23 protein-coding genes and 1 riboswitch are annotated in these 25,573 nt (G+C 52.5%); of the genes, 16 read left to right on the plus strand and 7 right to left on the minus strand.

Features of this window, described 5'->3' with window-relative positions:
• Positions 1 to 291 precede the first annotated feature (291 nt).
• From wrbA to V9K95_RS21640, 3 genes are all read right to left on the minus strand, one after another.
• On the minus strand, positions 292 to 891 hold the full coding sequence (wrbA, locus tag V9K95_RS21630) for an NAD(P)H:quinone oxidoreductase (RefSeq protein WP_336442205.1): 600 nt from the start codon (positions 889 to 891) through the stop codon (positions 292 to 294).
• A 145-nt stretch (positions 892 to 1,036) separates the two neighbouring features.
• Positions 1,037 to 1,531: an SRPBCC family protein gene (locus V9K95_RS21635; RefSeq protein ID WP_336442206.1), complete on the minus strand. Its 495-nt coding sequence runs from the start codon at positions 1,529 to 1,531 to the stop codon at positions 1,037 to 1,039.
• Entirely contained in the window at positions 1,512 to 1,844 is a 333-nt protein-coding gene (locus V9K95_RS21640; protein ID WP_336442207.1) for an ArsR/SmtB family transcription factor, read from the minus strand. Before V9K95_RS21640 ends, V9K95_RS21635 begins: the two co-directional genes overlap by 20 nt.
• Before the next feature lie 351 nt (positions 1,845 to 2,195).
• Here V9K95_RS21640 and V9K95_RS21645 point away from each other — a divergent pair, with 351 nt between their 5' ends.
• The 8 genes from V9K95_RS21645 (at position 2,196) to V9K95_RS21680 (ending at position 12,714) form a co-directional block, all read left to right on the plus strand.
• A complete protein-coding gene (locus tag V9K95_RS21645; protein WP_336442208.1) occupies positions 2,196 to 3,191 on the plus strand; it encodes a substrate-binding domain-containing protein in 996 nt (331 codons plus the stop codon).
• Positions 3,192 to 3,265: 74 nt separating this feature from the next.
• Positions 3,266 to 4,288, plus strand: coding sequence for a galactitol-1-phosphate 5-dehydrogenase (locus V9K95_RS21650; protein WP_336442209.1), 1,023 nt, complete (start codon positions 3,266 to 3,268; stop codon positions 4,286 to 4,288).
• Positions 4,289 to 4,313: 25 nt separating this feature from the next.
• Positions 4,314 to 5,834 carry an FGGY-family carbohydrate kinase gene (locus tag V9K95_RS21655; RefSeq protein WP_336442210.1) on the plus strand — a complete coding sequence of 507 codons (1,521 nt, stop codon included), beginning with the start codon at positions 4,314 to 4,316 and terminating at the stop codon, positions 5,832 to 5,834.
• Positions 5,831 to 6,826, plus strand: coding sequence for a sugar-binding transcriptional regulator (locus tag V9K95_RS21660; RefSeq protein WP_336442211.1), 996 nt, complete (start codon positions 5,831 to 5,833; stop codon positions 6,824 to 6,826). Before V9K95_RS21655 ends, V9K95_RS21660 begins: the two co-directional genes overlap by 4 nt.
• Entirely contained in the window at positions 6,816 to 8,306 is a 1,491-nt protein-coding gene (locus tag V9K95_RS21665; RefSeq protein ID WP_336442212.1) for a sugar ABC transporter ATP-binding protein, read from the plus strand. Before V9K95_RS21660 ends, V9K95_RS21665 begins: the two co-directional genes overlap by 11 nt.
• The gene (locus V9K95_RS21670; protein ID WP_115054072.1) at positions 8,299 to 9,306 is read left to right on the plus strand and encodes an ABC transporter permease; all 1,008 of its coding nucleotides are present in this window, start codon (positions 8,299 to 8,301) and stop codon (positions 9,304 to 9,306) included. The genes V9K95_RS21665 and V9K95_RS21670 overlap by 8 nt, the downstream gene beginning before the upstream one ends.
• Positions 9,303 to 10,307: a deoxyribose-phosphate aldolase gene (deoC, locus tag V9K95_RS21675; RefSeq protein ID WP_370878687.1), complete on the plus strand. Its 1,005-nt coding sequence runs from the start codon at positions 9,303 to 9,305 to the stop codon at positions 10,305 to 10,307. The genes V9K95_RS21670 and deoC overlap by 4 nt, the downstream gene beginning before the upstream one ends.
• Positions 10,308 to 10,317: 10 nt before the next feature.
• Positions 10,318 to 12,714 (plus strand): aldehyde dehydrogenase family protein, encoded by a 2,397-nt coding sequence (locus tag V9K95_RS21680; RefSeq protein ID WP_336442213.1) that lies wholly within the window; start codon positions 10,318 to 10,320, stop codon positions 12,712 to 12,714.
• A 102-nt stretch (positions 12,715 to 12,816) separates the two neighbouring features.
• On the opposite strand, the gene V9K95_RS21685 is transcribed toward V9K95_RS21680, so the two are convergent.
• Together V9K95_RS21685 and V9K95_RS21690 are read right to left on the minus strand one after the other, a co-directional pair.
• Entirely contained in the window at positions 12,817 to 13,623 is an 807-nt protein-coding gene (locus V9K95_RS21685; protein WP_115054071.1) for an ABC transporter permease, read from the minus strand.
• On the minus strand, positions 13,623 to 14,618 hold the full coding sequence (locus tag V9K95_RS21690) for an ATP-binding cassette domain-containing protein (protein WP_336442214.1): 996 nt from the start codon (positions 14,616 to 14,618) through the stop codon (positions 13,623 to 13,625). Before V9K95_RS21690 ends, V9K95_RS21685 begins: the two co-directional genes overlap by 1 nt.
• A gap of 218 nt (positions 14,619 to 14,836) precedes the next feature.
• Between V9K95_RS21690 and V9K95_RS21695 the strand changes: the two genes are divergently transcribed.
• Genes V9K95_RS21695 through V9K95_RS21710 form a run of 4 tightly spaced genes read left to right on the plus strand, consistent with a single transcriptional unit; the run spans position 14,837 to position 18,350 of the window.
• Positions 14,837 to 15,757, plus strand: coding sequence for a metal ABC transporter substrate-binding protein (locus V9K95_RS21695; RefSeq protein ID WP_336442215.1), 921 nt, complete (start codon positions 14,837 to 14,839; stop codon positions 15,755 to 15,757).
• A complete protein-coding gene (locus V9K95_RS21700) occupies positions 15,754 to 16,653 on the plus strand; it encodes a manganese/iron ABC transporter ATP-binding protein (protein ID WP_115054067.1) in 900 nt (299 codons plus the stop codon). The genes V9K95_RS21695 and V9K95_RS21700 overlap by 4 nt, the downstream gene beginning before the upstream one ends.
• On the plus strand, positions 16,654 to 17,511 hold the full coding sequence (locus V9K95_RS21705; protein WP_336442216.1) for a metal ABC transporter permease: 858 nt from the start codon (positions 16,654 to 16,656) through the stop codon (positions 17,509 to 17,511).
• Positions 17,508 to 18,350: a metal ABC transporter permease gene (locus V9K95_RS21710; RefSeq protein ID WP_336442217.1), complete on the plus strand. Its 843-nt coding sequence runs from the start codon at positions 17,508 to 17,510 to the stop codon at positions 18,348 to 18,350. The genes V9K95_RS21705 and V9K95_RS21710 overlap by 4 nt, the downstream gene beginning before the upstream one ends.
• Before the next feature lies 1 nt (position 18,351).
• Here V9K95_RS21710 and V9K95_RS21715 read toward each other — a convergent pair whose 3' ends face one another.
• Both V9K95_RS21715 and V9K95_RS21720 read right to left on the minus strand, forming a co-directional pair.
• Positions 18,352 to 19,257: an NAD(P)/FAD-dependent oxidoreductase gene (locus V9K95_RS21715; RefSeq protein ID WP_336442218.1), complete on the minus strand. Its 906-nt coding sequence runs from the start codon at positions 19,255 to 19,257 to the stop codon at positions 18,352 to 18,354.
• Positions 19,247 to 19,702, minus strand: coding sequence for an Rrf2 family transcriptional regulator (locus tag V9K95_RS21720; protein WP_115054063.1), 456 nt, complete (start codon positions 19,700 to 19,702; stop codon positions 19,247 to 19,249). Before V9K95_RS21720 ends, V9K95_RS21715 begins: the two co-directional genes overlap by 11 nt.
• Positions 19,703 to 19,870: 168 nt before the next feature.
• Between V9K95_RS21720 and V9K95_RS21725 the strand changes: the two genes are divergently transcribed.
• The 4 genes from V9K95_RS21725 to gcvP all read left to right on the plus strand — a co-directional run bounded on the left by V9K95_RS21725 (position 19,871) and on the right by gcvP (position 25,557).
• Positions 19,871 to 20,917 carry an adenylate/guanylate cyclase domain-containing protein gene (locus tag V9K95_RS21725; protein ID WP_336442219.1) on the plus strand — a complete coding sequence of 349 codons (1,047 nt, stop codon included), beginning with the start codon at positions 19,871 to 19,873 and terminating at the stop codon, positions 20,915 to 20,917.
• Positions 20,918 to 21,013: 96 nt separating this feature from the next.
• A riboswitch (glycine riboswitch) is annotated at positions 21,014 to 21,111 on the plus strand.
• A 161-nt stretch (positions 21,112 to 21,272) separates the two neighbouring features.
• Positions 21,273 to 22,379 (plus strand): glycine cleavage system aminomethyltransferase GcvT, encoded by a 1,107-nt coding sequence (gene gcvT / locus V9K95_RS21730; RefSeq protein WP_336442220.1) that lies wholly within the window; start codon positions 21,273 to 21,275, stop codon positions 22,377 to 22,379.
• Between the two features lie 5 nt (positions 22,380 to 22,384).
• Positions 22,385 to 22,753, plus strand: a complete 369-nt coding sequence (gene gcvH / locus V9K95_RS21735; RefSeq protein WP_336442221.1) for a glycine cleavage system protein GcvH — start codon at positions 22,385 to 22,387, stop codon at positions 22,751 to 22,753.
• Between the two features lie 5 nt (positions 22,754 to 22,758).
• Entirely contained in the window at positions 22,759 to 25,557 is a 2,799-nt protein-coding gene (gene gcvP, locus V9K95_RS21740; RefSeq protein WP_336442222.1) for an aminomethyl-transferring glycine dehydrogenase, read from the plus strand.
• Positions 25,558 to 25,573 lie beyond the last annotated feature (16 nt).

Below are 25,573 nucleotides of genomic sequence, written 5' to 3' on the forward strand. Positions count from 1 at the left end.
TGCCAAATGTCGGCGCAAACCCCAAACCGGCCAATCAACGGCCGACGGTCAAGCACAACCGGACACAAACAGTTCAGACGGTCAAACGGCTGCCCCACATCTAGCCGTGAACACATCCCTAAAGCCAGCCTCTTCTCGCGTATAGGGAACGATGACGCGTTTGCGACGGTTTCAATGTGGGGGATTTTCCCGGATTGAAGGACAATTTGATCAGCTCATCTCCAAGGTCACACCGACCTGTTGCATGCTTTCCTGTAGCCCTACTTGTTCTGATGCTTGCTAAACTATTCCCTATCCGAATAAGCGGTTGGCGATCTGTGCAATATGACGGCCTTGATATCTTGCGCCGTCGAGTTCGATTGGACTTGGATTTCGACTTCCATCTACGTCTGCAATCGTACTTGCCCCGTAGGGCGTACCACCATGTACTTCTTTAATGGCGCTTAATCCGCTGAAATCATACGGTATTCCAACAATCATCATACCGAAATGCATCAAATTGGTAATGACAGAAAATAGTGTGGTTTCTTGCCCGCCATGTTGGCTGGCTGTAGATGTAAAGGCAGCACCGATCTTCCCAGTTAATGCCCCACTCACCACTAAACTGCCGGCTTGGTCAAGAAAGGCAGCCATTTGGGAGGGCATCCGCCCATATCGTGTCGGAACGCCAAGAATAAGCGCATCGTAATTGCTTAGTTCGCTTATAGTGGCTATTGGCGCCGCTTGATCCAGTTTGAAACCTGCAGCTTGTGAAACTTCAAAAGGAGCAGTTTCCGGCACACGTTTAATATCCACTTCAGAGCCAGCCGCACGAGCTCCCTGTGCAATCGCTTGCGCCATTTCTTCAATATGCCCATAGCTTGAATAATAGAGAATCAGTAATTTGCTCATAGGTGCACTCCGTACTCGGTGAAATTGTCAGTTTTTGAGAGGGGATCCTCAGATATCCAGAGGCCAAAGACACAGTTTCTCGTTTGCCAGCCTGTGAGTGCTGGCATTCAATGTGCTGCAAAGTTGAATTAGTGGTGTGGCTGTATCAGGCCGATCGTCGAACCGCAGGCCAGTGACTTGAACTTTTGAGGGATGCGCCTGTTTCCATCAATGTTTTCAAGCTGGCTAACAATAGGGGCCACCCTCGAGCCATGACGCTGATAGTGTTACCGTCCGTTCGATCAGAGCTTTGAACAACCGTCAGCTTTACCATCTCTTCGAGTTGTTTTATTTCAAAGGTGACGCGGGTATGCCCTTCTGCCTTGAGCTTTGAGATAAATTCGTGCTGCCAAGCCAAAACGAGCTTGTACGGTGCATTTACTTCTAACACGCGCCCGGTGTGGGCCAGTGTTCCGTCGGGTGCAAGAAGGCGCCACGGCGAGCCTTGCTGCCAATCACACTCAACGGAAAGGCCGTACCAGAACTGTTCGGTGAATTGGCGTTCGGTCAAGGCTTTCCAAACCTTTTCGGGGGTAGACAATATATAGGTGACGTACACGAACTGCTCACCGGCCTTATTTTCATTTTGAGCTGTCATCATTCTCTCTTTCAAGGTCATCCTTGAGCAAAGCCAGGGCATTCAAGCGGGCATTTTCATACTTACCAATCCACCGTGAAAAGATGTGGTGTATTGGAACGGGGTTGAGAAAATGCAATTTTTCGCGACCGCTCATCTGGCTCACCACGAGATTGCTCTCTTCCAGTATAGACAGGTGCTGCGTCACGGCCTGCCTTGTCATTCCCAAATCATCGCATAACTCCGATAGCGTTTGCCCATTACGTTCAAACAGTCGATCCAGAAGTTGTCGGCGTGTTGAATGTGACAGAGCGCGAAAAGTTGTATCAATATCCATGATCTAATCATGCAAGTATTTACTTGCATGTCAAGGCAAGGCATCGGAAAACATTTTGAGCTCGGTGGGAATGAGAGCAGCTGCCGAAAGTCTTGGACCGGGAACTTGTGCCGGTAACGCTTCCTAAAGAGCATCGAAGCTCGGGTAACCTCTTCAGATATTACCTACTTGCATGTGTCCATTGCGTCGCCCGGCCTTTTCGGTTGAAGGGCCGACAGACAAACGCGCCCGAGGTTACATTCAATCGCCCACAGCCGTTGACAGACAGACCTGCTTCTGATTATTTAACAATACAAATGTGAAATGTTTGCACTTTTGTTGTTATCTAGAAGAGTTCTGGGGAGGAAAACCATGCTCAACCGTCGTCGTTTCGTTACGAAAACCGCTGCTTCTGTTTTTACGCTTGCTCTCGCATTTGGTTTGGGAATGCCCGTGCTCTCGGCTCACGCTGAGGGTTTGAAGATTGGATTTAGCCAGGTAACTCTGCAATCTCCGTTTTATGTTCAATTGAAAACCGGTGCGGAGGCCGCGGCTAAGGCGGGCGGAGATACATTGATATTTCTTGATGCAAACGGTGATGTCAGCAAGCAGAACAATGATATCCAGGATCTGATTACACAGGGCGTCAATGCGCTCATTATCAATCCGGTCAACCCGGATGCGGTCGTTCCATCACTCGAAGCAGCTGTGGCTGCTGGTATCCCGGTGATCACGGTGGATCGTAGCGTTAACGGTACTGGTGTAACTGCTCACGTGGGTCGCGATAACAAGAAAATGGGCCAATTGGTCGGTGAAGCTGTCGTAGCCAGATTGAAAGCGGACGGAGTTGAAAAGGCCAAAATTATTGAAATTCAAGGGGATGCGGGCGGCGCTGTCATGATGGATCGCCGAGATGGCTTTCATGCGGCCCTGGAGGGTACTGGCCACACCATCGTCGAGGGGCCTTATGCCGAATATATTCGCGCCAATGCAGTAACGGCTATGCAGGATTCGTTGCAGGCAAACCCTGATGTTAAAGTTGTCTATGCCCATAATGACGATATGGCGCTTGGAGCTTTGCAGGTACTCAAGGAGAACAACCGGAATGATGTTCTCGTTGCGGGTGTTGACGGCTTGTCTGAAGCGCTGAGCATCATTGCCGATGGTGGCAACTATATCGGTTCAGCTCTCAACGATCCGAAATATCTCGGGGACGTTACGATTCAGGTCGCGCGGGAGGCATCTGCCAAGAAGGAAGTGGCGAAATTCGTCGATGCAGGTTCGACACTTGTCACCTCCAAAAATGTTGCTGATTTCCCGCGTCAGGGACTTTTTGCCGAATATCGCCCGAGCGTTCTCGGTCAGTAATAACCTCTCCCAAGGCCTGCGGGGCAGGGCACATCCTGCCCCGCGATCTCTTTATCAATTCCAAGGATTACCAGATGCGTGCTGCAGTACTTTATGCCCCAGGCGATATTCGTCTTGAAAATGTCCCGGTTCCGCAATTGCTTTCCGGCCATGTGAAAATACGGGTTGCAGCGGTTGGTGTTTGCGGCTCTGACATGCCGCGTATGCTGATCAAGGGCGCACACAAGATGCCGCTCATTTGCGGTCATGAGTTTTCCGGTCATATCACCGAAATTGGCGAGGGCGTTGAAGGTTTCGAAATTGGCGAACTTGTGGCCATTCCACCGATGCTGCCATGCTATAAATGTGACCAATGTCAGCAGGGACAGTTTTCGCGCTGCCGGGACTATGATTATTTCGGTTCACGCCGTGATGGGGCCTATGCGGAATATGTCTGTGTTCCGGTATCCAATTTGTTGAAGACGCCAAAAAATATAGATCCGCGAGCGGTGGCAATGACCGACCCTGCTTCAATTGCGCTCCACGCGATCTGGAAAGCAGGCGGAATGACGATGGGTCAGCGTGGCGGTGTCATCGGTTGCGGTCCCATTGGTCTGTTCGCTATCCAATGGATGCGGCTGATGGGAGCCAGCGAAGTTGTAGCAATCGATGTTTCCGAAGAGAAACTGGCGATGGCGCGGCGTGCAGGCGCCAAGCATACGTTTCTTGCCGGTGCTGAGATTCCAGCTGATTTGCTCTGCGATACAATTGTCGAAGCTGCAGGGCATCCTTCGTCAGTCAATATGGCGGTGAAGTTGGCAGCGCCAAGCGGGCATGTTGTTTTCATTGGGATACCGGTTGCGGAAGTGGCTTTGGAAAACAAGACGTTCCAACATTTTCTCCGCCAAGAGATATCGCTGCACGGTTCATGGAATTCCTTTGGCTCCCCATATCCTGGTCGCCAGTGGACCGTTACATTGGACAAACTCGGCTCTGGCGAACTCGAATGGGAGTTTATGATCACCCACGACCTCGATCTCGCTGAATTGCCAGGCATGTTTGAAAAATTCCGGACCGACAAATCCATGTTCTTCTCGAAAGTGATGTTCCGCCCATAATGGTGTGGAAAGGGAGGATACAAGAGTGACATTGGTTCTGAACTTTGATCTCGGCACGGGAGGTGTCAGGGCTGGAGTTTACGATGTAGAGGGCAGAGTAATGCTCTCTTTGTCGGAAGCCAGTTATGATACAACCTATCCGCGTGCTGGCTGGGCAGAGCAGCAGGCTGAGGACTGGTGGGCTGCGGTGCTGACAGCCGGGCGTGAGGCAATTGCTCGATGCGGCTCCAACGAAATTGCAGCTGTATGCGCGGCCACAACGGCTTCTTCGGTTGTCGTTTGTGACAAGGAAAGCAAGCCGCTTTATCCGGCAATTCTATGGATGGATTGCCGTGCCAGCGAAGAAGCCCGAGCCACTGAAACAGTAAAACATCCGGTTATGGATTATAGCGGCGGTGGCGACGCTGCCGAATGGCTGGTGCCCAAGGCGATGTGGCTTTCTGCCAATGAGCCTGCGATTTTTGAGAAAGCGGACGTCATCTGCGAAGCGCTGGATTTTATCAATTTCCGGCTCTGTGGGGAGTGGTCCGGCTCGCGCATGAATGCCGCCTGCAAGTGGAACTATGATTCCAAAAACGGCAGTTTCGTTCCGGAAATTTATGATGCGCTTGGCATTTCCCGATTGCAGCAAAAACTACCGCAGCGGATTATTCCAGTAGGCGATGTCATCGGAAATTTGCAACCAGGCATTGCGGATGCCTTGGGTATTTCCGGACAAGCAATCGTTGTGCAGGGCGGTATCGACGCCCATATAGGAATGCTCGGTGCCGGTACAGTTGCCGCTGGCGGAATGCTAATTATTGGCGGAACATCAGTTGTTCATTTGACCCATTTGAATGAACAAAGTGACGTAAGCGGTTTCTGGGGTCCTTATCCAAATGCGTTGGTGGATGGGCTTTGGCTGGTAGAAGCCGGGCAGGTGTCGGCCGGTTCGATCCTTAACTGGTTCAGCCAGAAGCTATTCGGCCTTGATGAGCAAGGACATACCGATCTGATCAAGAAGGCCTCCAATGCATCTGGGGGCGGTTCGGGTTTGTTGACTCTGGACTACTGGATGGGAAACCGTACGCCATACCGCGACGCTGATCTACGCGGTGCTGTACTTGGACTGTCCCTTGGACACGACCGGGCAGACCTATATGCTTCGGCCGTCGATTCCATCGCATTAGGCTCAGCCAATGTCGTTGCTGTCCTTGAACAGCGCGGTGTCAACGTCGAGCGGATTGTCGTTGCCGGCGGCATTTGTAAAAATCCACTATGGTTGCAAGCAACAGTGGATGCTCTGCAGCGTTCGGTACATGTTGCGTATGACGATAATCTTTCGCTTGTCGGTACAGCCGTCTGTTCTGCCCATGCTCTCGGTCTGTTTCCGGATTTGATCACTGCGTCTGAAGCCTGTGCTGCTCCGACCAAAGAAATGCTTCCGGATGCGCAACGGTCAAAACGCTATCGCGAGACGATGGAACTTTATAGAAATGCAACGGAATCATTGACGCCGGTGCTCCACGCCTTGAGTGCACGGCAAAGGGCAGGAGCCGAACGATGAACGATGCACGTCAAAACCCGTCCGTACGATTGCCCTCCGATGAGCAGCGTGAACATCTCATGGTTCGCGTAGCAAAGCTTTATTATGATCTCGACAAAACCCAGAGCGAGATCGCCAAGGAACTTGGTCTGACCCGCTGGCAGATCGCCCGCCTCATGACTGAGGCGAAGGAATTGGGTGTTGTCCGTATTGAGATAACGCCGCGTGCTTACCGGAAGACGGAACTCGAGGTGAGGTTGCAGCAGGAGTTTGGTCTTCGCGATGCAATTGTCGTTCCTTCGGGCGGTTCAACCGATTCAGCTCTGCTTATGGAGAGTGTTGCCCAGGCTGCCGCGCGGTATTTGGCAGGACTTAATCCAAAGGCAGAACTGATCGGCGTTTCATGGGGTCGCACAATGTCGGCCGTGGCGCGCTTTCTGCCCAATAATTGGAATCCTGGTGTGCATGTCGTGCTGGTTAATGGCGCGACCAATTTGCGCTCGACGGTAACACACACCAGTGCCGTGGCAGAAGAGTTCGCCAAGGCTGGCAATGGCACCGCAACGCTTTTGCCTGTTCCTGCTATTGTCGGGAAAAAGAGCACGCGCGAGGTTCTTGAAGAAGATCCAATTATTGAACGTGTACTGAAGCTAGCCATGCAGGCTGATATTGTCTGCTTTGGCATGGGCGGAATTACCCATGAATCAGTGCTGCTAAGTTCCGGCTATCTGGATGAAGCAGATATAGACCGGCTTAAAGATGCCGGCGCTGTGGGTGATATTCTCGGACGCTTCGTCGATAAGAATGGCAAAATCGTTGATACAGCGATTGATGACCGTACCGTTGGCATGCGCCTTGAACTGCTGAAAAACAAGCAGTGGTCAATTGGTGTGGTCGCGGGTGAGGAAAAGTTCAAGATTGCAACCTCGGTGTTAAAAGCCGGCTACGTATCGGTCATTGTTACCGATGAGGCCACCGCCCGTTACGCATTGGGGATAAGCAATGACACGTGACGTTCTGACGGTTAAAAACGTTTCAAAGACATTTCTGCCTAACATTATCGCACTGGAATCGGCATCGCTTGAAGTCCGTGCAGGTGAGGTCCACTGTCTGCTCGGGGCAAATGGTGCCGGGAAGTCGACGCTGCTCAAAATCATAGCGGGAGCTTTTCGGCCAACAGGCGGACAGCTTGCGCTGGAAGGTAATCCTGTAGAATTGCGCAGTCCGGCTGAAGCATCGCGACTTGGCATTTCCATGATCTATCAGGAGTTGGATCTTGTCCCGCAACTAACTGTCGAACAAAATCTATTTCTCGGTCATGCGCCGGGCAAGTTTGGTCTGATTGATCACAAGGCAAGGCGCAAGCGCGCCCACGAAGCTTTGCGGCGGGTTGGTGCAAATTTCGCCGCCGATGCGCGTGTTGAAACTCTATCTGTTGCCAACCAGCAGCTGACCGCAATCGCCCGCTCGCTCACCATGGATGCGAAAATCATTATCATGGATGAGCCTTCGGCATCGCTCAATGAGACTGAGCTGAAGAGCATATTCGAAGTTATCCGCGATTTGGTGAAGCATGGCGTCGCAATTGTTTATGTCAGTCACCGGCTTGGTGAATTGCGTGAGATCGGTGATCGGGTTACGGTTTTGCGCGGCGGCAAGACTATCGGAACGTACGATATTGCTGACACCACCGATGAGCAACTTGTTACCGCCATCATAGGTAAGGAGCGTTCGCTGATTGAACGTAAGGTCCGCAAGCCGGTTACAGGCAAGGTAGCGTTGAAAGTCAACAGGCTGCGTGGTGCAGAGGGCCTCAATATTTCTGGACTTGATGTGCGCTGGGGTGAAGTTGTCGGCCTTACCGGACTTAACGGATCAGGCCGCACGTCGTTTCTGAAAGCTTTGTTTGGAGCGCACCATTTCGAAGGTGAGATATTGCTGGAAGACAAGAACTTCCATCCACGTCATCCGGCAGACTCTATTCGATGTGGTTTGGGCCTCGTACCGGAGAACCGCAAGACCGAGGGTTTGATATTACACGCGCCCATCTACAAAAACGCGACGTTACCTTCCATGCGCCAGAGCTGGTTGACGCGCCATTCGCTCCAAAAACAGAAGGCAACACCGGTCCTTCAAAGTCTTTCCACCAAGTATGGCAAGCCGGAACAGGCTGTGGTGCAGCTTTCCGGTGGCAATCAGCAGAAAATTGTCCTGGCGAAGTGGATCATCAATGGCGCCCGTGTACTTCTGCTGGATGAGCCAAGCCGTGGTCTAGATATTGGGGCGAAAGCCGATCTCTACAATCTGGTGGATAAATTGGCAGAAGATGGCGCAGCGGTAATTGTTGCCAGCAGCGAACTCGAAGAACTCTATGCTGCCTGCGATGCAATCTGGGTCTTCCATGAGGGCCGCAATATTGGACGATATAATCCGTCCATCACCGACCGCGATACAATTCTGCGGGCTACAATATTGGGTGAACACCATGTCTAAAACAGCAATATCCGCCGCTCAGCTGCCTTCGCCGGGGTTGGGTAAACGGGCCATTGATCTCGGTATCGAGTATAATTTCATTGTCATCTTTTTGGCGGTGGTAGCGATCGCGACAACCTTGTCAGATAATTTTCTGACTTTCGCAAACATAGCCAACCTCTTCCAACAGGCAGCTGTGGTAGGCGTCGTTGCCATTGGGATGACCTTTGTCATTCTCACAGGGAATATTGATTTGTCTGTAGGTAGCATTGTAGCACTGTGCGGAATGCTGGTGGCAGTGCTCATGTCCAACGGTTTCGATCCATTCATCGCAGTTGCAATAACGGTTTTGGCGGGAACAGCCTGTGGCGCAGCCATGGGCGCGACGAGCGCTCTGGCACAAGTGCCGAGCTTCATTGTAACTTTGGCCGGCCTCGTCTCTTTCCGGGGCATTACCTATCTTCTGACCGATGGCGTGCCAGTCAGCGGGCTGCCGCAAGGTTTTGCCGCCATCGGCTCAACGATGGTGCCAATCTTTCCCGGCTTTGCCATTTCGTCCATGGGGCTGATCTTTATAGGCCTTTGCATTGTGGCAGGGCTTGTGCTGCGCCTTACAGTCTTTGGTGAGTATGTGTTTGCGACAGGCGGCAATCCGGAAGCTGCCCGTCTTTCCGGTCTGCCCACCCGTTTGATTGTCACGGCCGTCTTTGCTGTTTCCGGCTTCATGGCGGCTCTCGGTGGAATTCTTTTGACATCGCGTTTGCGCATCGGTCAGCCAACAGCAGCGCAAGGCCTTGAGCTTGACGCCATCGCAGCAGTTGTCCTTGGCGGTACAAGCCTTTTTGGCGGTCGCGGTGGTGTTCTCGGCACATTCTTTGCCGTAATGTTGCTTCAAGTTCTTAGAAACATATTCAATCTTCTGGGATTGGGCTCCTTCTATCAGATGACCGTCACCGGACTCATCATAGTTGCAGCTATTTTGCTCAATCGCTTCATAGATCACAGGAAGGGTCGTGGATGAACACGCAAGACTTATCGGTTGCCAAGGGCACGCACTTAGCCGTGCAGAAAGCTCATGCGCGCAACACCGGCACTGAACTGAAACCTGAGTGGTTTGAGGATATTGCTGTCAACCGTTCTGCCACGGAACGCCGTGCTGCCACTCTGACGACACGCCGGACCGTAAAAAAGGAATATCAGGCTGCTTGGCTGGTAAAAGCGATTACATGTATTGACCTCACCACACTGGCAGGTGACGACACGGCAGGGCGTGTTCAGCGGCTTTGCGCGAAGGCAAAACGTCCGGTTCGCATAGACATACTTGAAGCGCTTGGCCTTGGCGATGCCAATATTACGACGGGCGCGGTGTGCGTTTATCCTACTATGGTTGGGCACGCTGTTAAGGCCTTGCGCGGAACGAACATTCCTGTTGCATCGGTTGCGACCGGCTTTCCCGCTGGCTTGACGCCATTGCCGCAGCGCCTTGCCGAAATCAAATATGCGGTAGGCGAGGGTGCCAAGGAAATTGATATTGTTATCAATCGCGAGCAGGTTCTTACGCAGAATTGGGAAGCGCTCTACGACGAGATCGTGCAGATGCGCGAGGCCTCTGGCGATGCGCATTTGAAAGCAATTCTCGCAACTGGCGACCTCAATACGCTACGCAATGTTTATCGTGCTTCCATGGTTGCAATGCAGGCTGGTGCCGATTTCATTAAGACATCCACAGGCAAGGAAGATGTCAATGCAACTTTGCCTGTCAGTTTGATCATGTTGCGTGCCTTGCGTGATTTTGGCGAATATTCGGGCCAGATCGTTGGATTCAAGCCTGCCGGCGGTATGAAGACTGCCAAGGACGCCATGAATTGGCTGATCCTGATGAAGGAGGAATTGGGCCTGCCCTGGCTGCAGCCGGATCTTTTCCGCCTTGGTGCCAGCTCGATGCTTGGAGATATCGAACGGCAACTCGAACATTATGTGACGGGCCGCTACGCCGCATCGTCGCGCCATGCACTCGCTTAAGGAATCAAACATGGGACAGATCAAGGATATTCTTCGCACCATGGAATATGGCCCGGCACCGGAAAGTAATACTGACGTTCAAGCCTGGCTCGATGCCAATAACCAAGGTTTCGGACATTTCATCAATGGTAAGTTCACCAGCATTGAAGGTCGCGATCTGATTGCCGTCATGAACCCTGCAAACGGTTCTCCGTTGGGAAAAGTGGTGCACGGCACGACCGCTGATGTGGATGCGGCGGTAAAGGCTGCTCGCGCAGCATTCGGAAAATGGTCGGTATTGCCCGGGCATGAGCGGGCCAAATATCTATACGCCATTGCACGGCATATACAAAAGCGTGAGCGCTTTTTCTCCGTGTTGGAAACAATGGATAATGGCAAGCCTATCCGGGAGACGCGGGATATTGATATTCCGCTTGTCGCCCGTCATTTCTATCATCATGCCGGTTGGGCAGAAATGGTCGAGACAGAATTCGAAGGATATTCTCCGGTCGGCGTTTGCGGTCAGGTCATTCCATGGAACTTTCCCTTGCTTATGCTGGCATGGAAGGTCGCTCCGGCACTTGCTGCCGGTAACACCGTTGTCCTTAAACCTGCCGAACTGACGCCGTTAACGGCTATCGCTTTCGCGGAGATCTGCCATGAGGTGGGTCTGCCTGCGGGTGTGGTGAATATTGTTCATGGCGATGGCACAACTGGTGCTGCTATTTGCGGCCATAAGGATGTGGACAAGGTAGCATTTACCGGCTCCACCGAGGTTGGCCGGATCATCCGCGAGCAGATTGCCGGATCGGAAAAAAAGCTCTCCTTGGAACTCGGTGGCAAGTCGCCCTTCATTGTTTTTGAAGATGCGGATATTGACGGCGCCATTGAAGGGGTTGTTGATGCAATCTGGTTCAATCAAGGTGAGGTGTGCTGCGCTGGATCCCGTATTCTTGTGCAGGAAGGTGTTGCCGAGCGCTTTTACAACAAGCTGCGCAAACGCATGGAGACGCTGCGTGTTGGAGATCCACTCGACAAGACAATGGATATCGGTGCTTTGGTTTCGCCAGGTCAGTTGAAACGCGTGACGTCGCTTGTTGAAAAGGGCAAGACAGAAGGGGGCACACTTTGGCAAGCGCCCGTGAAACTCCCGGCCAAGGGTAATTTCTTTGCTCCAGCTTTCTTTACGGATGTGGATCCGGCATCGACTGTCTGCGAAGTCGAAATATTTGGTCCTGTCGCGACGACGACTACTTTCCGTACACCCGACGAGGCAATTGCCTTGGCGAACAATACAAAATACGGGCTTGCCGCTTCAATCTGGTCAGAGAATATCAACCTGGCCCTTGATATGGCTGCACGGGTGAAAGCTGGTGTTGTCTGGATCAATTCAACCAATCTTCTCGATGCCGGCGCAGGCTTTGGCGGCTATCGCGAATCCGGCTTTGGTAGGGAAGGTGGTCGCGAAGGTCTTTATGAATATCTCACCGCTGATTGGGAAAAGCGCTTGCCGCTAGCAAAGGCGGAACAGCCTTTGAAACTATCGGCGGCCCCGGACGGAGATGCAAAGGTTGCTCAGGGTGGATCCATTGACCGTACGGCCAAGAACTATGTCGGCGGCAAACAAGCTCGACCGGACGGAGGCTACTCCTATTCCGTCCTTGGCAAAGGCGGTCAGATCGTCGGCCATGCCGGCATCGGCAATCGGAAAGACATTCGTAATGCGGTAGAAGCGGCAACCAAAGCTGGAGGCTGGGGAAGTGCAACTGCACACAACCGCGCTCAGGTGCTTTATTATCTTGGCGAAAACCTTGATGCCCGCCGTGCGGAATTCGAAGCACTTTTGGTCGAAAGCACCGGCGTGTCGGCCAAGGCGGCGGCAGAAGAGTTTGATACGGCGCTGCGACGCATCTTCTATTATGCTGCACAGGCCGACAAATATGATGGTGCTGTCCACGCGACCAAGTCACGCCATGTGACGCTGGCTATGAATGAGCCCTTTGGCATTGTCGGTATAGTTTGTCCGGATGAAAACCCACTTCTGTCCTTTGTTTCGCTGGTGCTTCCAGCCATTTCGATGGGCAATCGTGTAGTGGTTGTGCCGTCTGCTCGCCATCCACTGCTTGCAACCAATCTTTATCAGGTGCTCGACACATCCGACGTGCCCGGCGGAGTTATTAATATCATTACCGGTGAACGCGACGTTCTTGCCAAGACGTTGGCCGAACATGATGAAGTTGATGCGATCTGGTATATCGGCTCCAAGGAAGGCAGTGCCATGGTGGAGCGAGCGTCATGTGGAAATTTGAAGACCACATGGGTCAGCAATGGCCGTCAGCGCGACTGGCTGGGCGGCAAGGCGCAAGGCAAGGAATATTTGCGCCGGGCTGTACAAGTCAAAAATATATGGGTTCCTTATGGCGAGTAAGAAACTTACATAGGCGGACAGTACTGTCGGTAGTGATAGGATTGGGAGCCGAATGTTCACATTCGGCTCCCAATTTCAATCACTCGGATTGTTTTGGCCTGTTTATTTACGGCGATAGAGCCAAAGCGTGAGCGGCGCGAGTGTGATGGTCAATAGAACAGGCGCGATCAATGCTGCGCCAATTTGAACCATTGTCGCATTGCCAGCCATAAGACCGCGCATAGCTGTCGTCATCAACGATACAGGATTGACCTCGACGAATGCCCTAAGCAGACTGGGCATTGTTGCTGGATCAACCATGATGTTCGATGCGAAAACCAACGGCATGATGCCGGTGAACGCCATTGTCATGACCGTATTGGGCGTACGCATGACCAATCCCAGCACCAAAAATATCCAGCCAAAGCCAAAACCTATAACAATAAGCAACAGCAAAGCCTCGACGATACCTATAATCCCAGCTTCCGGCCGATAGCCAAGAATAATCCCTATTATCAGAATAAGCAGGGACGCGATGAGATGGCGCAGGATATCGCCGACCATCAGACCGGCGAAAGGCGAGAGAGACCAGATTGGCAATGAACGAAACCTGTCAAACAGACCCTTGCCAAGATCTGTACTCAGACCCATTCCCGAGTACATTGAATTGAACACCACGGTCTGTACGAGGATGCCTGGCAAAAAATACTGCAAATAGGCTGATGTTGACCCTGAGAGCGCGCCGCCGAAGACGAAGGTGAAGAGCAGGGTGAACATGATCGGCGTCATCACCAGATCAAAAAGCTGTTCAGGGACATGTTTAAATTTCAATACTGCCCGCCAGCCAAACACAAGCGCATTGGAAAATGCTGAAGGTTGAGGAGGGCGGGCAGCATGGATAAGTGCAACCGTTGCCTTATTATCGTCCATCACGCTTCTCCGTCAGTAATCTGAGGCTCGGTAATCTGGCCAGTCAGAGCGAAAAACACTTCGTCAAGGCTTGGCGCACCCATAGAGAAATCAGCAAGTTCGATGTCGGCTTTTATTAAAGCGGCCAGAGCACGATTGGCATTTTGAGGCGTATCAATCATCAATGATAAGGCCGCACCTTCCGAGCTTCGCTGGGGCTTGTTACCTGTTATTTCTTCAAGCACCTGCTCCGCTTCGTCAATGCGTGAATGCTCAACCAATGTCAGGTGCAGAAAGCCGGAGCCAGTTGCAGCTTTCAATTCGCGGCTGGTGCCCTCGGCGATCTTTTTGCCATGATTGATGACAGCTATGCGAGCAGCGAGCTGGTCAGCTTCCTCAAGATACTGCGTGGTCAAAAGTATCGTAACGCCCGCCTCGGAAAGAGAGCGGATCATACGCCAAACACTCTTGCGTGCCATCGGGTCGAGACCGGTTGTTGGTTCATCGAGAAAAAGAACCCCGGGAGTAACAACAAGCGACGCGGCGATGTCCAGCCTTCGGCGCATGCCTCCAGAATAATCCTTTACCTGCTTGGTAGCCGCCTCCATCAGGTCGAAAGCTGTTAGTAAATCATCGGCACGTTTCTTGGCGTTGCGTCCGCGGAAGCCCCATAGTCTTGCAAGCAAGATCAGATTCTCACGTCCCGTCAGATCTTCGTCAAGCGAGGCAAATTGACCGGTCATGGCAATCGATCCGCGCACCTCGTGAGGTGAGTCCTTCAAATCAAAACCCAGCACCTTTGCCGATCCCGCATCTGCCGGCAGCAACGTCGCCAGCATGCGCAACAAGGTGGTCTTGCCAGCACCATTTGGTCCGAGGATGCCAAAGATCATGCCGCGCGGCACGGTAAGATCAATACCGTCCACGGCGCGGACATTGCCAAAATTTTTGGTTAGCCCATGCGCTTCGATTGCTAAAGATGAAACGCCATTGTTCGGCGCAGCGGTGTCGGCCATCGTCACAGTCCTTAAATTGGCGAAATGTCAGGTAGGGATCAGCGGCGGCAAGAGCGAACAGATATCAATGCCAGCATTTTCTGTCAAAGTTGCACGAGCTGCTCACAATTCATTCCTGACAGATACTGCCAAGTCTTTTTGCAAATCATTCGCACTTGCAATAATTGATGATCCTCGCTAAGGATGCAGTTGCAACTCAATTGCAATAAGGAGAGGCTATGCTGGATGGAGTGAGGCGGTCCGTGTTGACCGGAATAATGGGCGCGTTCTTCGGAATGATCTTGGCGATCATTCCCGCAGCGGCACAGGACAAATTCAAGGCGGTGACCACATTTACGGTTATTGCCGACATTGCGCGCAATGTTGCTGGTGATGCGGCGATTGTTGAATCTATTACCAAGCCAGGCGCGGAGATTCATAATTATCAGCCAACGCCGGGCGATATCCAGAAAGCGCAGGGTGCCCAACTTATTTTATGGAATGGCCTCAATCTCGAGCTCTGGTTTGAAAAGTTCTTTACCAATTTAAAAAACGTTCCAGGAGTCGTTGTTTCGCAGGGTGTGGTGCCGATGGGCATTGCCGAAGGGCCCTATACAGGTAAACCAAATCCGCATGCCTGGATGTCCCCGACAGCGGCGCTGATTTACGTTGATAATATCCGCGACGCTTTTGTAAAATATGATCCGGCTAATGCTGAAACCTATGAGGCAAACGCCGAGACCTACAAGGGACAAATCAAGGCAGCGATTGATCCGATTAAGGACGAGCTTGCAGCCATTCCAGTAGAAAAGCGCTGGTTGGTGTCCAGCGAGGGTGCGTTCTCCTATCTGGCTCGCGATTTTGATCTGAAAGAAGTTTATCTCTGGCCTATCAATGCAGATCAGCAAGGCACGCCTCAACAAGTACGCAAAGTGATTGATGCGGTCCGGGCGAACAAGATCGGCGTGGTCTTCTCGGAAAGCACGATCTCGGCTGATCCTGCCAAGCAGGTCGCACGGGAAACCGGCGCAAGTTATGGCGGCGTTCTTTATGTGGACTCGCTTACCGACGCGAGTGGTGAAGTCCCAACCTACATAGATCTCTTACGCGTCACATCCAGCCGGGTTGCGGAAGGCCTTGCCAAAGGTATCACGCAATGAACGCCCAATCGTTTCAATCGGCTCACAGATATTCACCCGCGTCGTCTGACGCGGGTGGGGGCATTTCGGTAAAGGGCGCTACGGTAATCTATCGCAACGGTCATACGGCGTTGCGCGATGCGACGTTTGAAATCCCTACAGGCACTATCACTGCGCTGGTGGGAGTTAATGGTTCCGGCAAGTCAACGCTTTTCAAGGCAATCATGGGTTTTATAAAGGCTTCCGAAGGAACGATTTCAGTTCTTCGCCAGTCAGTAAATGAAGCCTTGAAAAAGAACCTTGTCGCCTACGTTCCTCAAAGCGAGGATATAGACTGGAATTTTCCGGTCTTGGTGGAAGATGTTGTCATGATGGGCCGTTATGGCCACATGGGCATGATGCGTATCGCCAAGGCTGCAGATCGGCAGGCAGTATCGGATGCCCTCGCGCGCGTGGGAATGACCGATTTTCGCAAACGCCAAATTGGCGAGCTTTCGGGTGGCCAAAAGAAACGGGTATTTCTTGCCCGCGCATTAGCACAAGATGGACGGGTCATTTTGCTGGATGAGCCATTCACCGGCGTGGATGTGAAAACGGAAGAGGCGATTATCATATTGCTGCGCGCCCTGCGCGACGAGGGGCGGGTAATTTTGGTTTCAACGCATAATCTTGGTAGCGTACCGGAGTTCTGTGACCGCACTGTTCTACTCAATCGCACCGTACTTGCTTATGGTCCGACAGCCGAGACATTCACACAGAAAAATCTGGAACGGACATTCGGCGGAGTGCTGCGTCATTTCAAGCTTGATGCACCACATGCAGGTGAAGGACGTCCTGTCGGCGTGATTACCGATGATGAGCGGCCCTTTGTGCTCTACGACAATACCGTAAATCCCAAAAGCAATGGACCACGTTAGATGACATTGCTGCTCGAACCTTTCTCTTATCAATATATGATCAATGCCATGTGGGTTTCGGCGTTGGTGGGCGGTGTCTGCGCCTTCCTGTCGGCCTATCTCATGCTGAAAGGTTGGTCTCTTATCGGGGATGCGCTTTCGCATTCCATCGTTCCGGGTGTGGCTGGTGCCTATATGCTTGGGCTGCCTTTCTCAATTGGTGCATTCTTTTCGGGAGGATTGGCCGCCGCTGCGATGTTGTTTCTCAACCAGCGTACGAAGCTCAAGGACGATGCCATCATCGGTTTGATCTTCTCATCCTTTTTTGGTCTCGGCCTGTTCATGGTGTCACTCTCTCCGACGTCCGTGAATATCCAGACAATTGTTCTGGGGAATATCCTGGCGATTACACCGGAAGACACACTCCAACTTGCCATTATCGGTTTCGTTTCGCTGGCTATTCTGCTGGTAAAATGGAAAGATCTTATGGTTGTTTTTTTCGATGAGAGTCATGCACGCTCTATCGGTCTCAATCCAACAGCGCTCAAAATCATGTTCTTTACGCTTTTATCGGCGTCGACCGTAGCAGCTTTACAGACAGTCGGCGCATTTCTGGTTATTTGCATGGTCGTGACGCCCGGCGCCACCGCTTATCTTTTAACGGATCGATTTCCGCGGCTGCTCGTCATCGCTGTTGTCATCGGTGCAATGACAAGCTTTGCCGGTGCCTATATAAGCTATTTTCTCGACGGGGCTACCGGCGGAATCATTGTCCTGTTGCAGACGCTTATTTTTCTGGTCGCTTTTATCTTCGCGCCCAAACATGGACTGATCGCAGCCCGGCGCCGCGCTGCAGAAATGCAGGAGGTCGCATTATGAGCGTCTTTGAAACCCTGCTTTTGCCCTTTCAGTTCGAATTCATGATCAATGCGTTGATCATCTCAGTACTCGTAGCAATTCCGACAGCTTTGCTCTCCTGTTTCATGGTGCTGAAGGGCTGGTCGCTGATGGGCGACGCCATTTCGCACGCTGTTTTTCCAGGAGTAGTCATCGCTTATATTGTTGGTTTGCCCTATGCGGTCGGAGCCTTTGTGGCAGGCATGTTCTGCGCAATTGCCACCGGGTTTTTGAAGGAAAACAGCCGTATCAAGCAGGACACAGTTATGGGCGTCGTTTTTTCCGGCATGTTCGGCCTTGGTCTCGTGCTATATGTGAAAATCCAGTCAGACGTTCACCTCGACCATATATTGTTTGGTGACATGCTCGGTATCAGTTGGAGCGATATCGCCCAGACGGCGATCATCGCAACGATCACAGCCGGAACTATCGTGTTTAAATGGCGCGATTTCTTGCTTCACGCATTTGATACGGTGCAAGCCCGCGCAGTTGGATTACGTGTGGGATTGTTGCATTATGGGCTGCTTTGCCTGATTTCCCTGACGATTGTGGGCGCTCTAAAAGCTGTTGGCATCATATTAGCAATTGCCATGTTGATCGCGCCGGGAGCAATTGCTTTTTTGCTTACCCGGACATTCAGTAAAATGCTTCTCGTCTCCGTCGTCGTTGCGGTATTGGCCTCTTTCTTCGGTACTTATTTTGCTTTCTTCATTGACAGCGCGCCGGCGCCGACCATCGTTCTGTTGATGACGGGAACTTTCATCGGTGCGCTGGTACTGGTGTCCTATCGGCAAGCTCGAACCGAGACGCAGCCGATGTAAATCAGTGCATTGGGCTGGGAAATATTAGCGATTGATGTGCTGAAACCCCCGCCCTAGCGCCGTCGCCCACGGCAAAGGAGACCGAACCGGCCATAAGGGCTGTATCGCCGCAGGCATAGACACCAGGAACCGACGTTAGTTTGCTTGCGTCCGTTTGAATGAATGTTCCGAGCGGTCCATCTTCCAGCGCGCACTTCAATTGTTGCGGGAGTGGACCAGTGACAACGGTGCGCGAAAGAGTAAACAATCCGGTAAGCGATAGGGCACGACCATCAGAAAACTCTACAATCGGCTGTGCCTCTTCGCCCGATATGGCGGCAATCGTCCCATAATCGAGCGTCACATTACGCGCAGCCAGAGCCGCCAATTGGTCGTCACTAGGCTCAAACATGTTGTTGACAAAAAGCTTGGTATTGCCCCAGTCGGCAAGCATTAGAGCTTGATGGGCAGACAAGGAACTTGTCGCCAACACGCCAATATCGCCGCCACCTGCTTCATAACCGTGGCAATAGGGACAATGAAAAACGCTCTTGCCCCACCGTTCGCGAAGACCGGGTATTGTTGGCAATATGTCCGTGACACCTGTTGCCAGAATAAGACGCCGACCCTTGTAATTTGCTCCGGATGAGGTGCCGACAGTGAAGGCATCGAGGATACCTTCGGCATTTTCCGCACGGGCATCAACCCAGGTGACATTCGGATAAGCCAATAGCTGCTCGCGCCCGACATGCGCAATCTGTACAGCCGAACTGCCGTCTTGTGTCAGGAATCCGTGAGAGGTTTCAGCAAATCGGTTGCGGCGCTCGCCTGCGTCCACAACAAGTACATTGCGACGTGAACGGGCGACTTGCAACGCTGCTGCAAGACCGGAATAACTTCCCCCAACAACAATAACGTCATAGGTCATGGGATTTTCTCTCCTTTCTGATCGCATCAAAACGCCGGTGAAAATCGGCGGCGAGATCGGCGAGTGTTATCGTGCCGAGCCGTTCAATGATAAGGGCTTCGGCTTCTTGAAATGCAGTGTCGAGCGCATGATTGACCGACTGTTCCACAAGGCAATCGGGTGCGTCGGCTCTATTGCCCAAAGCAAAAAAGTCAGGGGAGCCAAGCGCGTTGTAAATGTCGCGAAGAGTTAAAGTGTTGAGGTCGCGTGCGATAATCCAGCCACCACCATGGCCCTTCTCGGATCGCACAAATCCGGCATCTCGCAATCCCGCCATTGTCCGGCGGACGACAACGGCATTTGTATGCATATGTTTGGCCAATTCCTCCGATGTCATGGGTTTGGCGCGCTCTGCCATGTGGAGAATGACGTGAAGGACGGCGGAAAGGCGGCTGTTTCTTTTCATGTAACAATATATGATGCGTGATTCAGCGCACGTCAAGATTGCGTGAAATAAATTCTTCAACTCATCTTGGACAGCGAGCAAAAGCGTCTACATAAGGTCAAACGGTTATCCGGAGATGTGCATGTTGATCAATCCGCCCAACTTACTTCTGCTGCGGAGCGAGCAGACATGAACAGATACTCCGGAGGATTTTGGATATTCATTCTGTGCGTCGTTTCCATAAGCGGCGCACTTTTTAGCTGGGCCTTTTACGGAGAGCCGTCAATTGTAGGTTCCGTTTTTGCGCTTTTTACTTGCGTACCCATTATCGCACTCGAGCGTGGGGCATTGTTTCCTCGACTCTATGCAAGAATTGCCGCGCTTTCGACCCCCCTTTATCTGATTGCCATGCTCATCGTTACATACATTTTGATGTATGTAGGCTCCGCATTATGTCGGCTCCTGTTGGGATTTATAGGTTACCAAACTTACGAATCCTGGCGTGAAATCGCAATTTTGCCCGCTAGCGCCATGTTCGCCGCGCTGGGTGTTTCGCTCGTCGTCAGTTTCGTTGCGCGGGTACGCGAATTGTTGGGGCGTGACGTCTTTTCAAGTCTTCTTATCGGGCGTTACCGCAAGCCCATCGAAGAGGAGCGGGTATTCCTATTTATCGATCTGGTTGGGTCGACTTCCTTTGCCCAGGAATTTGGCGATCTGCGGGCCCAGCAGTTCCTTGGAGCGTTGTTCGCAGCCTTTGCCGAGCCAGTACGCAGATATAGGGGGACCATTGACGATTATATTGGCGATGCCGCCATTATTACTTGGCCAATGGCGAGAGGCACCAAGAATGGCAATAGCGTAAAATGCGTCTTCGCTATTCTCGATTCCATTGAGGCAGACCGGGAAAAGTGGCTGAAAAATTTTGGACGTGTTCCACAACTTCGCGCAGCCCTTCACGGTGGTCCCATCATTACTGCGGAAATAGGGGTCGATCATCACAAGATTACCTATTTTGGTGACACGGTGAACACCACTGCGCGGCTGGAAACGCTTTGTCGGACACTTGATGCACCAGTATTGATTTCCGGAGATCTCGCAAAGCGAGTGGAATTCGAACGCGATATTCAGCCGGAATTTCTTGGAATGCATGCCGTGAAGGGTAGGGGGCAGACGCTCGGAGTCATGGCGTTGAAGCGTGCGGCAAATATCCCCACTTCGACAAATTTTGTTCATTAAGCGCCAAATTTGCCATTTGTGCGGATGACAGGGTCGTTGCGCTAGGCTATGGTCCGGGCTTGTCGAGGGCCTTGGGATTGAAGAATCATAAGGCCCTGTCAGTTTGCGGGAGAGTGTTCTGTGCAATGATGTGCAGAGCCACCGAAGGGGAAATCGCCCGAAATCTCTCAGGTATCAAGAACCGCAAACGGGTAAGGCAACTCTGGAAAGTCGGGGGAAACCTCGCGCCGAAGGTGTAAGTTCAGCTGGGACCAAGGTCCCGTAACGGCTGTGCGAGTCTCTCAGGCTTCCGACAGAGGGGCAAAGAAACATTCCGTCGTTGTGGCGGAGGTCTTTGCGCGACTCTGGAGAAGTAATGGGCAACGAAGAAGAACAATTAAAATCACTACCACTTGATGATCTGCATAAAGCTGCCGGTGCGCGCTTTGGTGGATTTGCCGGATGGTCCATGCCTATCACCTATCCGCTGGGGGTGATGAAGGAACATCTTCATGCGCGCGAAAACGCCGGGCTTTTTGACATTTCCCATATGCAATTGTTCGATGTTTCGGGTCCAGGCGCGACAGCGCTTTTGTCACGTGCATGCCCGCTGGATGCAGGGGCATTGCAACCGGGACAATCCAAATACACATTTTTTCTCGACGAGCAGGCAGGCATACTCGACGATCTTATCGTAACCCGTTTGGGTGCCGCTCATTACATGGTGGTGGCCAATGCCGGCAATGCGGCGGCCGACGAGGCGCACCTGCGCGGTGTCGCAAAAGATTTTGACTGCAAGATTGATGCGCTAGACCGTGTTTTTCTGGCCATTCAAGGCCCGCAAGCAGCCGATGTTCTGCATAAAGCAGGGATTTCGGGGACCGAGCTAGCTTTCATGCATGGCTTTGAGCCGAAGCCGGGCTGGTTCATGAGTCGCTCAGGCTATACGGGTGAAGATGGTTTCGAAATTGCATTGCCTGCGACCGATGCCGTTGAGCTTGTAGAGACGCTCTTCAAGGACGAGAGAGTGGCTTGGGTCGGACTTGCGGCCCGTGACAGCCTTCGGTTGGAAGCCGGTCTTTGTCTGCATGGTCACGATATTACCCCTGACTTTAACCCGGTGGATGCAGGCCTTACTTGGGCAATTGGAAAAGCTGTCCGTGAGAAGGCCGGGTTTATCGGCGCCAAAGCTCTGCTCGAAAAAATTGCTTCGGGTAGCGCGCGAAAGCGGGTTGGCTTGAAACCCGATGGTCGCCAACCGGTTCGCTCTGAGACTGTCCTCATTGATGCGGACGGAAAACATGTCGGCATTGTCACTTCGGGCGGGTTCGGTCCCTCCGCTGGTCATCCGGTGGCGATGGGATACGTCAATAAGGACATTCTTGCCGCAACGGTGCCGATTTTTGCTGAAGTGCGCGGAAATCGCATTCCGGTCCACATTCATCCACTTCCCTTCACGCCACATCGCTACCACAAAGGATAATACAAATGGCAACCACTTACTTTACCGAAGATCATGAATGGGTACGCGTTGATGGCGATATCGCAACGGTCGGTATTACGGATCATGCACAGGATCTGCTCGGCGATCTCGTTTTTGTTCAGTTGCCCGATATCGGCACCAGCCTTTCCAAAGGTGATGCAGCTGTTGTTGTTGAATCTGTCAAGGCTGCCTCCGATGTATACGCGCCGCTGGATGGTGAAGTCACAGAAGTGAACGAAGCGACCGCAAGTGATCCGGCCCTGATCAATTCTGCCGCTACTGGCGATGGCTGGCTTTGGAAGATGAAGCTTTCCAACACTGAACAATTGACAGGCTTGCTTGATGAAGCCGGTTACAAAGCGATTATTGGTTGAACATCATGAACAAGAGTATATTCCCATTTGCCGACAGGCATATCGGCCCTAGTACGCAAGGCTCGCGCGCCATGTTGGCTGCGCTTGGTATTCCTTCACTCGATACGTTGATTTCACAGGCTGTTCCAAAGTCTATCCGGCTCGAAAAACCCCTTGATATTCCCGAGGCGGTTAATGAAGCCGAAGCACTCGCCGAACTGGCCGCCAAGATGGGCCACAACAAGACCTTCAAAAGTTATATTGGCCAAGGATATCACGGTACTCATGTTCCGGCAGTGATCCAACGCAACCTCTTTGAGAATCCGGCGTGGTATACGGCCTACACGCCATATCAGTCTGAAATCAGCCAAGGCCGTCTTGAGCTCCTGTTTCACTTCCAGACGCTGGTGGCCGAGCTGACAGGACTGCCCGTCGCTTCCGCGTCGCTCCTTGACGAGGCAACCGCTGTTGCGGAAGCCGTAGGGATTGCCTATCGCCATCACCGCGAAAAGCGTACGCGAATTGTCCTTGCCGGAGATGTTCATCCGCAAATCCTGGACGTGGTCAGAACTCGTGCTGAACCCCTGGGCATGACGGTCAATGGCGGCGAGATTGATAATACTGCAGCCGCTGTCATCGTACCTTGGCCGGATACTTACGGGGTCTACAGGGATCACTCTGCTGTTATCAAGGCTGCGAAGGCCGCAGGAGTACTTGTTATTGCAGTTGCCGATCCGCTTGCTCTGACGGTCACTGCATCACCTGCGTCGCTGGGTGCCGACATTGCTGCAGGTTCCATGCAGCGCTTTGGCGTTCCCGTAGGTTATGGTGGCCCCCATGCCGCTTACCTCGCGGTGACTGAAAATCTAACCCGGCTTATTCCAGGTCGGCTGGTCGGCCAATCGGTCGATAGCAAAGGCAGGGCGGGATACCGTCTCGCATTGCAGACACGCGAGCAGCATATTCGCCGCGACAAGGCTACGTCGAATATCTGTACAGCGCAGGCACTGCTTGCGAACATGGCGGTATCCTATGCCATCTGGCATGGTCCGCAGGGGCTTCAGGCTATTGCCAGCCAAGTTCACGCAAAGGCTGCAAGATTGGCGGCTGCACTTGAGGCTGTGGGCCTTGAATTAAGTGGGTCGCAATTCTTCGATACCGTCACGGTCAGCGTTCCGGGTAGAGCAGATGCTATTGCGGCCAGCGCCGAAAAAGGCGAACGACTGCTCCGTCATATTGATGCGGACAGACTAGGTATCACTGTAGATGAGACAACGACGGACGAGGATCTGGCAGCGCTTGCCGGTGTGTTCGGTGCCAAGGTGCTGAATGATCCCGGCTCAAAGTTGCCAAGCTCGCGGCCTGCCGAGGGTTTCATGACCCAGGCTGTCTTCCATCAACAGCGTTCGGAAACCGAAATGATGCGCTTCCTTCGTCGGCTTGCCGATAAGGATCTGGCGCTTGACCGTGCGATGATTCCGCTCGGTTCCTGCACGATGAAGCTGAACGCTGCAGCAGAAATGCTTCCCGTAAGCTGGCAAAGCGTTGCCAATGTGCATCCTTTCGCACCGGCAGATCATGCGCTGGGCTATAAGTCGCTGACCGATGATCTTGAAGCTTGGCTCTCAGAGATCACAGGCTTTGATGCCGTGTCACTGCAACCAAATGCCGGTAGCCAAGGCGAGTATGCCGGTCTTCTTGCAATCCGTCGCTATCATTTGGATCGCGGCGATGATCATCGCGATATTTGCCTCATCCCTGAATCAGCCCATGGCACCAATCCTGCCAGTGCGCATATGGCGGGGATGCGGGTGGTCGTTGTTGCTTGCGAAGAGGCAGGCGACATTGATCTCGATGATCTGAAAGCAAAGGCTGAACTACACAGCGCCAATCTTGCCGCATTGATGATTACCTACCCGTCAACACATGGCGTATTCGAGGAGGGGGTCAAAGATATTTGCGCTGTCGTTCATGAACATGGCGGTCAGGTCTATTTTGATGGCGCCAATTTGAACGCGCTCGTTGGGCTTGCACGTCCCGGTGATATTGGCGCGGATGTCTGCCACATGAACCTGCACAAGACCTTCTGCATTCCGCATGGAGGCGGGGGACCCGGTGTCGGCCCGATTGGTGTTAAGAAGCATCTGGCTCCATTCCTGCCTGGACATGTGATGAATGGCACCGGCAATGCGGTTTCCGCCGCACCATTCGGCAGCGCATCAATTCTGCCAATCACATGGATGTATATCCGTATGATGGGTGGAGCAGGCTTGAAACGCGCAACCGAAATGGCGATTCTCAATGCCAATTACATTGCTGAACGATTGAAGGATTATTACCCTGTGTTGTTCAAGGGCCGTAATGATCGCGTGGCACATGAGTGTATTCTTGATACTCGGGTACTTAAGGAAAGTGCCGGAATTGGTGTTGAAGACATAGCCAAGCGTCTGATTGATTATGGGTTCCACGCCCCCACAATGTCCTGGCCAATTGCTGGAACGCTGATGGTTGAACCTACGGAATCAGAATCGAAGCGCGAGATTGATCGTTTCTGCGATGCGATGATCGCAATCGCGGGTGAGGCTGCAAAAGTTGCGAGCGGAGAGTGGCCGAGAGATGACAATCCACTTGTCAACGCTCCGCATCCATCGGGCGATGTTCTGGCTGATGACTGGTCGCACCCCTATAGCCGCAAGGTAGCAAGTCTGCCCGGCGGAGAATCGGAGGATCTGCTGAAATATTGGCCACCGGTTTCCCGGATCGACAATGTTGCAGGCGATCGCAATCTGGTTTGTTCTTGCCCGCCCATGACGGCATATAATTAAAAGAAAAAGAGCGCTG

The organism is Phyllobacterium sp. CCNWLW183 (assembly GCF_037203775.1).
GTDB classification, from domain to species: Bacteria; Pseudomonadota; Alphaproteobacteria; order Rhizobiales; family Rhizobiaceae; genus Phyllobacterium; species Phyllobacterium ifriqiyense.

Excerpts from the sequence above, each read along its gene's own strand:
- V9K95_RS21665 (WP_336442212.1), top strand. The coding sequence starts at position 6,816 with ATGACACGTGACGTTCTGACGGTTAAAAACGTTTCAAAGACATTTCTG.
- V9K95_RS21725 (WP_336442219.1), top strand. The coding sequence starts at position 19,871 with ATGAACAGATACTCCGGAGGATTTTGGATATTCATTCTGTGCGTCGTT.
- gcvT (WP_336442220.1), top strand. The coding sequence starts at position 21,273 with ATGGGCAACGAAGAAGAACAATTAAAATCACTACCACTTGATGATCTG.
- V9K95_RS21715 (WP_336442218.1), bottom strand. The coding sequence starts at position 19,257 with ATGACCTATGACGTTATTGTTGTTGGGGGAAGTTATTCCGGTCTTGCA.
- V9K95_RS21670 (WP_115054072.1), top strand. The coding sequence starts at position 8,299 with ATGTCTAAAACAGCAATATCCGCCGCTCAGCTGCCTTCGCCGGGGTTG.
- V9K95_RS21635 (WP_336442206.1), bottom strand. The coding sequence starts at position 1,531 with ATGATGACAGCTCAAAATGAAAATAAGGCCGGTGAGCAGTTCGTGTAC.
- V9K95_RS21710 (WP_336442217.1), top strand. The coding sequence starts at position 17,508 with ATGAGCGTCTTTGAAACCCTGCTTTTGCCCTTTCAGTTCGAATTCATG.
- V9K95_RS21705 (WP_336442216.1), top strand. The coding sequence starts at position 16,654 with ATGACATTGCTGCTCGAACCTTTCTCTTATCAATATATGATCAATGCC.
- V9K95_RS21720 (WP_115054063.1), bottom strand. The coding sequence starts at position 19,702 with ATGAAAAGAAACAGCCGCCTTTCCGCCGTCCTTCACGTCATTCTCCAC.
- V9K95_RS21700 (WP_115054067.1), top strand. The coding sequence starts at position 15,754 with ATGAACGCCCAATCGTTTCAATCGGCTCACAGATATTCACCCGCGTCG.
- V9K95_RS21645 (WP_336442208.1), top strand. The coding sequence starts at position 2,196 with ATGCTCAACCGTCGTCGTTTCGTTACGAAAACCGCTGCTTCTGTTTTT.
- V9K95_RS21660 (WP_336442211.1), top strand. The coding sequence starts at position 5,831 with ATGAACGATGCACGTCAAAACCCGTCCGTACGATTGCCCTCCGATGAG.
- V9K95_RS21695 (WP_336442215.1), top strand. The coding sequence starts at position 14,837 with ATGCTGGATGGAGTGAGGCGGTCCGTGTTGACCGGAATAATGGGCGCG.
- deoC (WP_370878687.1), top strand. The coding sequence starts at position 9,303 with ATGAACACGCAAGACTTATCGGTTGCCAAGGGCACGCACTTAGCCGTG.
- gcvP (WP_336442222.1), top strand. The coding sequence starts at position 22,759 with ATGAACAAGAGTATATTCCCATTTGCCGACAGGCATATCGGCCCTAGT.
- gcvH (WP_336442221.1), top strand. The coding sequence starts at position 22,385 with ATGGCAACCACTTACTTTACCGAAGATCATGAATGGGTACGCGTTGAT.
- V9K95_RS21690 (WP_336442214.1), bottom strand. The coding sequence starts at position 14,618 with ATGGCCGACACCGCTGCGCCGAACAATGGCGTTTCATCTTTAGCAATC.
- V9K95_RS21640 (WP_336442207.1), bottom strand. The coding sequence starts at position 1,844 with ATGGATATTGATACAACTTTTCGCGCTCTGTCACATTCAACACGCCGA.
- V9K95_RS21685 (WP_115054071.1), bottom strand. The coding sequence starts at position 13,623 with ATGGACGATAATAAGGCAACGGTTGCACTTATCCATGCTGCCCGCCCT.
- wrbA (WP_336442205.1), bottom strand. The coding sequence starts at position 891 with ATGAGCAAATTACTGATTCTCTATTATTCAAGCTATGGGCATATTGAA.
- V9K95_RS21680 (WP_336442213.1), top strand. The coding sequence starts at position 10,318 with ATGGGACAGATCAAGGATATTCTTCGCACCATGGAATATGGCCCGGCA.
- V9K95_RS21650 (WP_336442209.1), top strand. The coding sequence starts at position 3,266 with ATGCGTGCTGCAGTACTTTATGCCCCAGGCGATATTCGTCTTGAAAAT.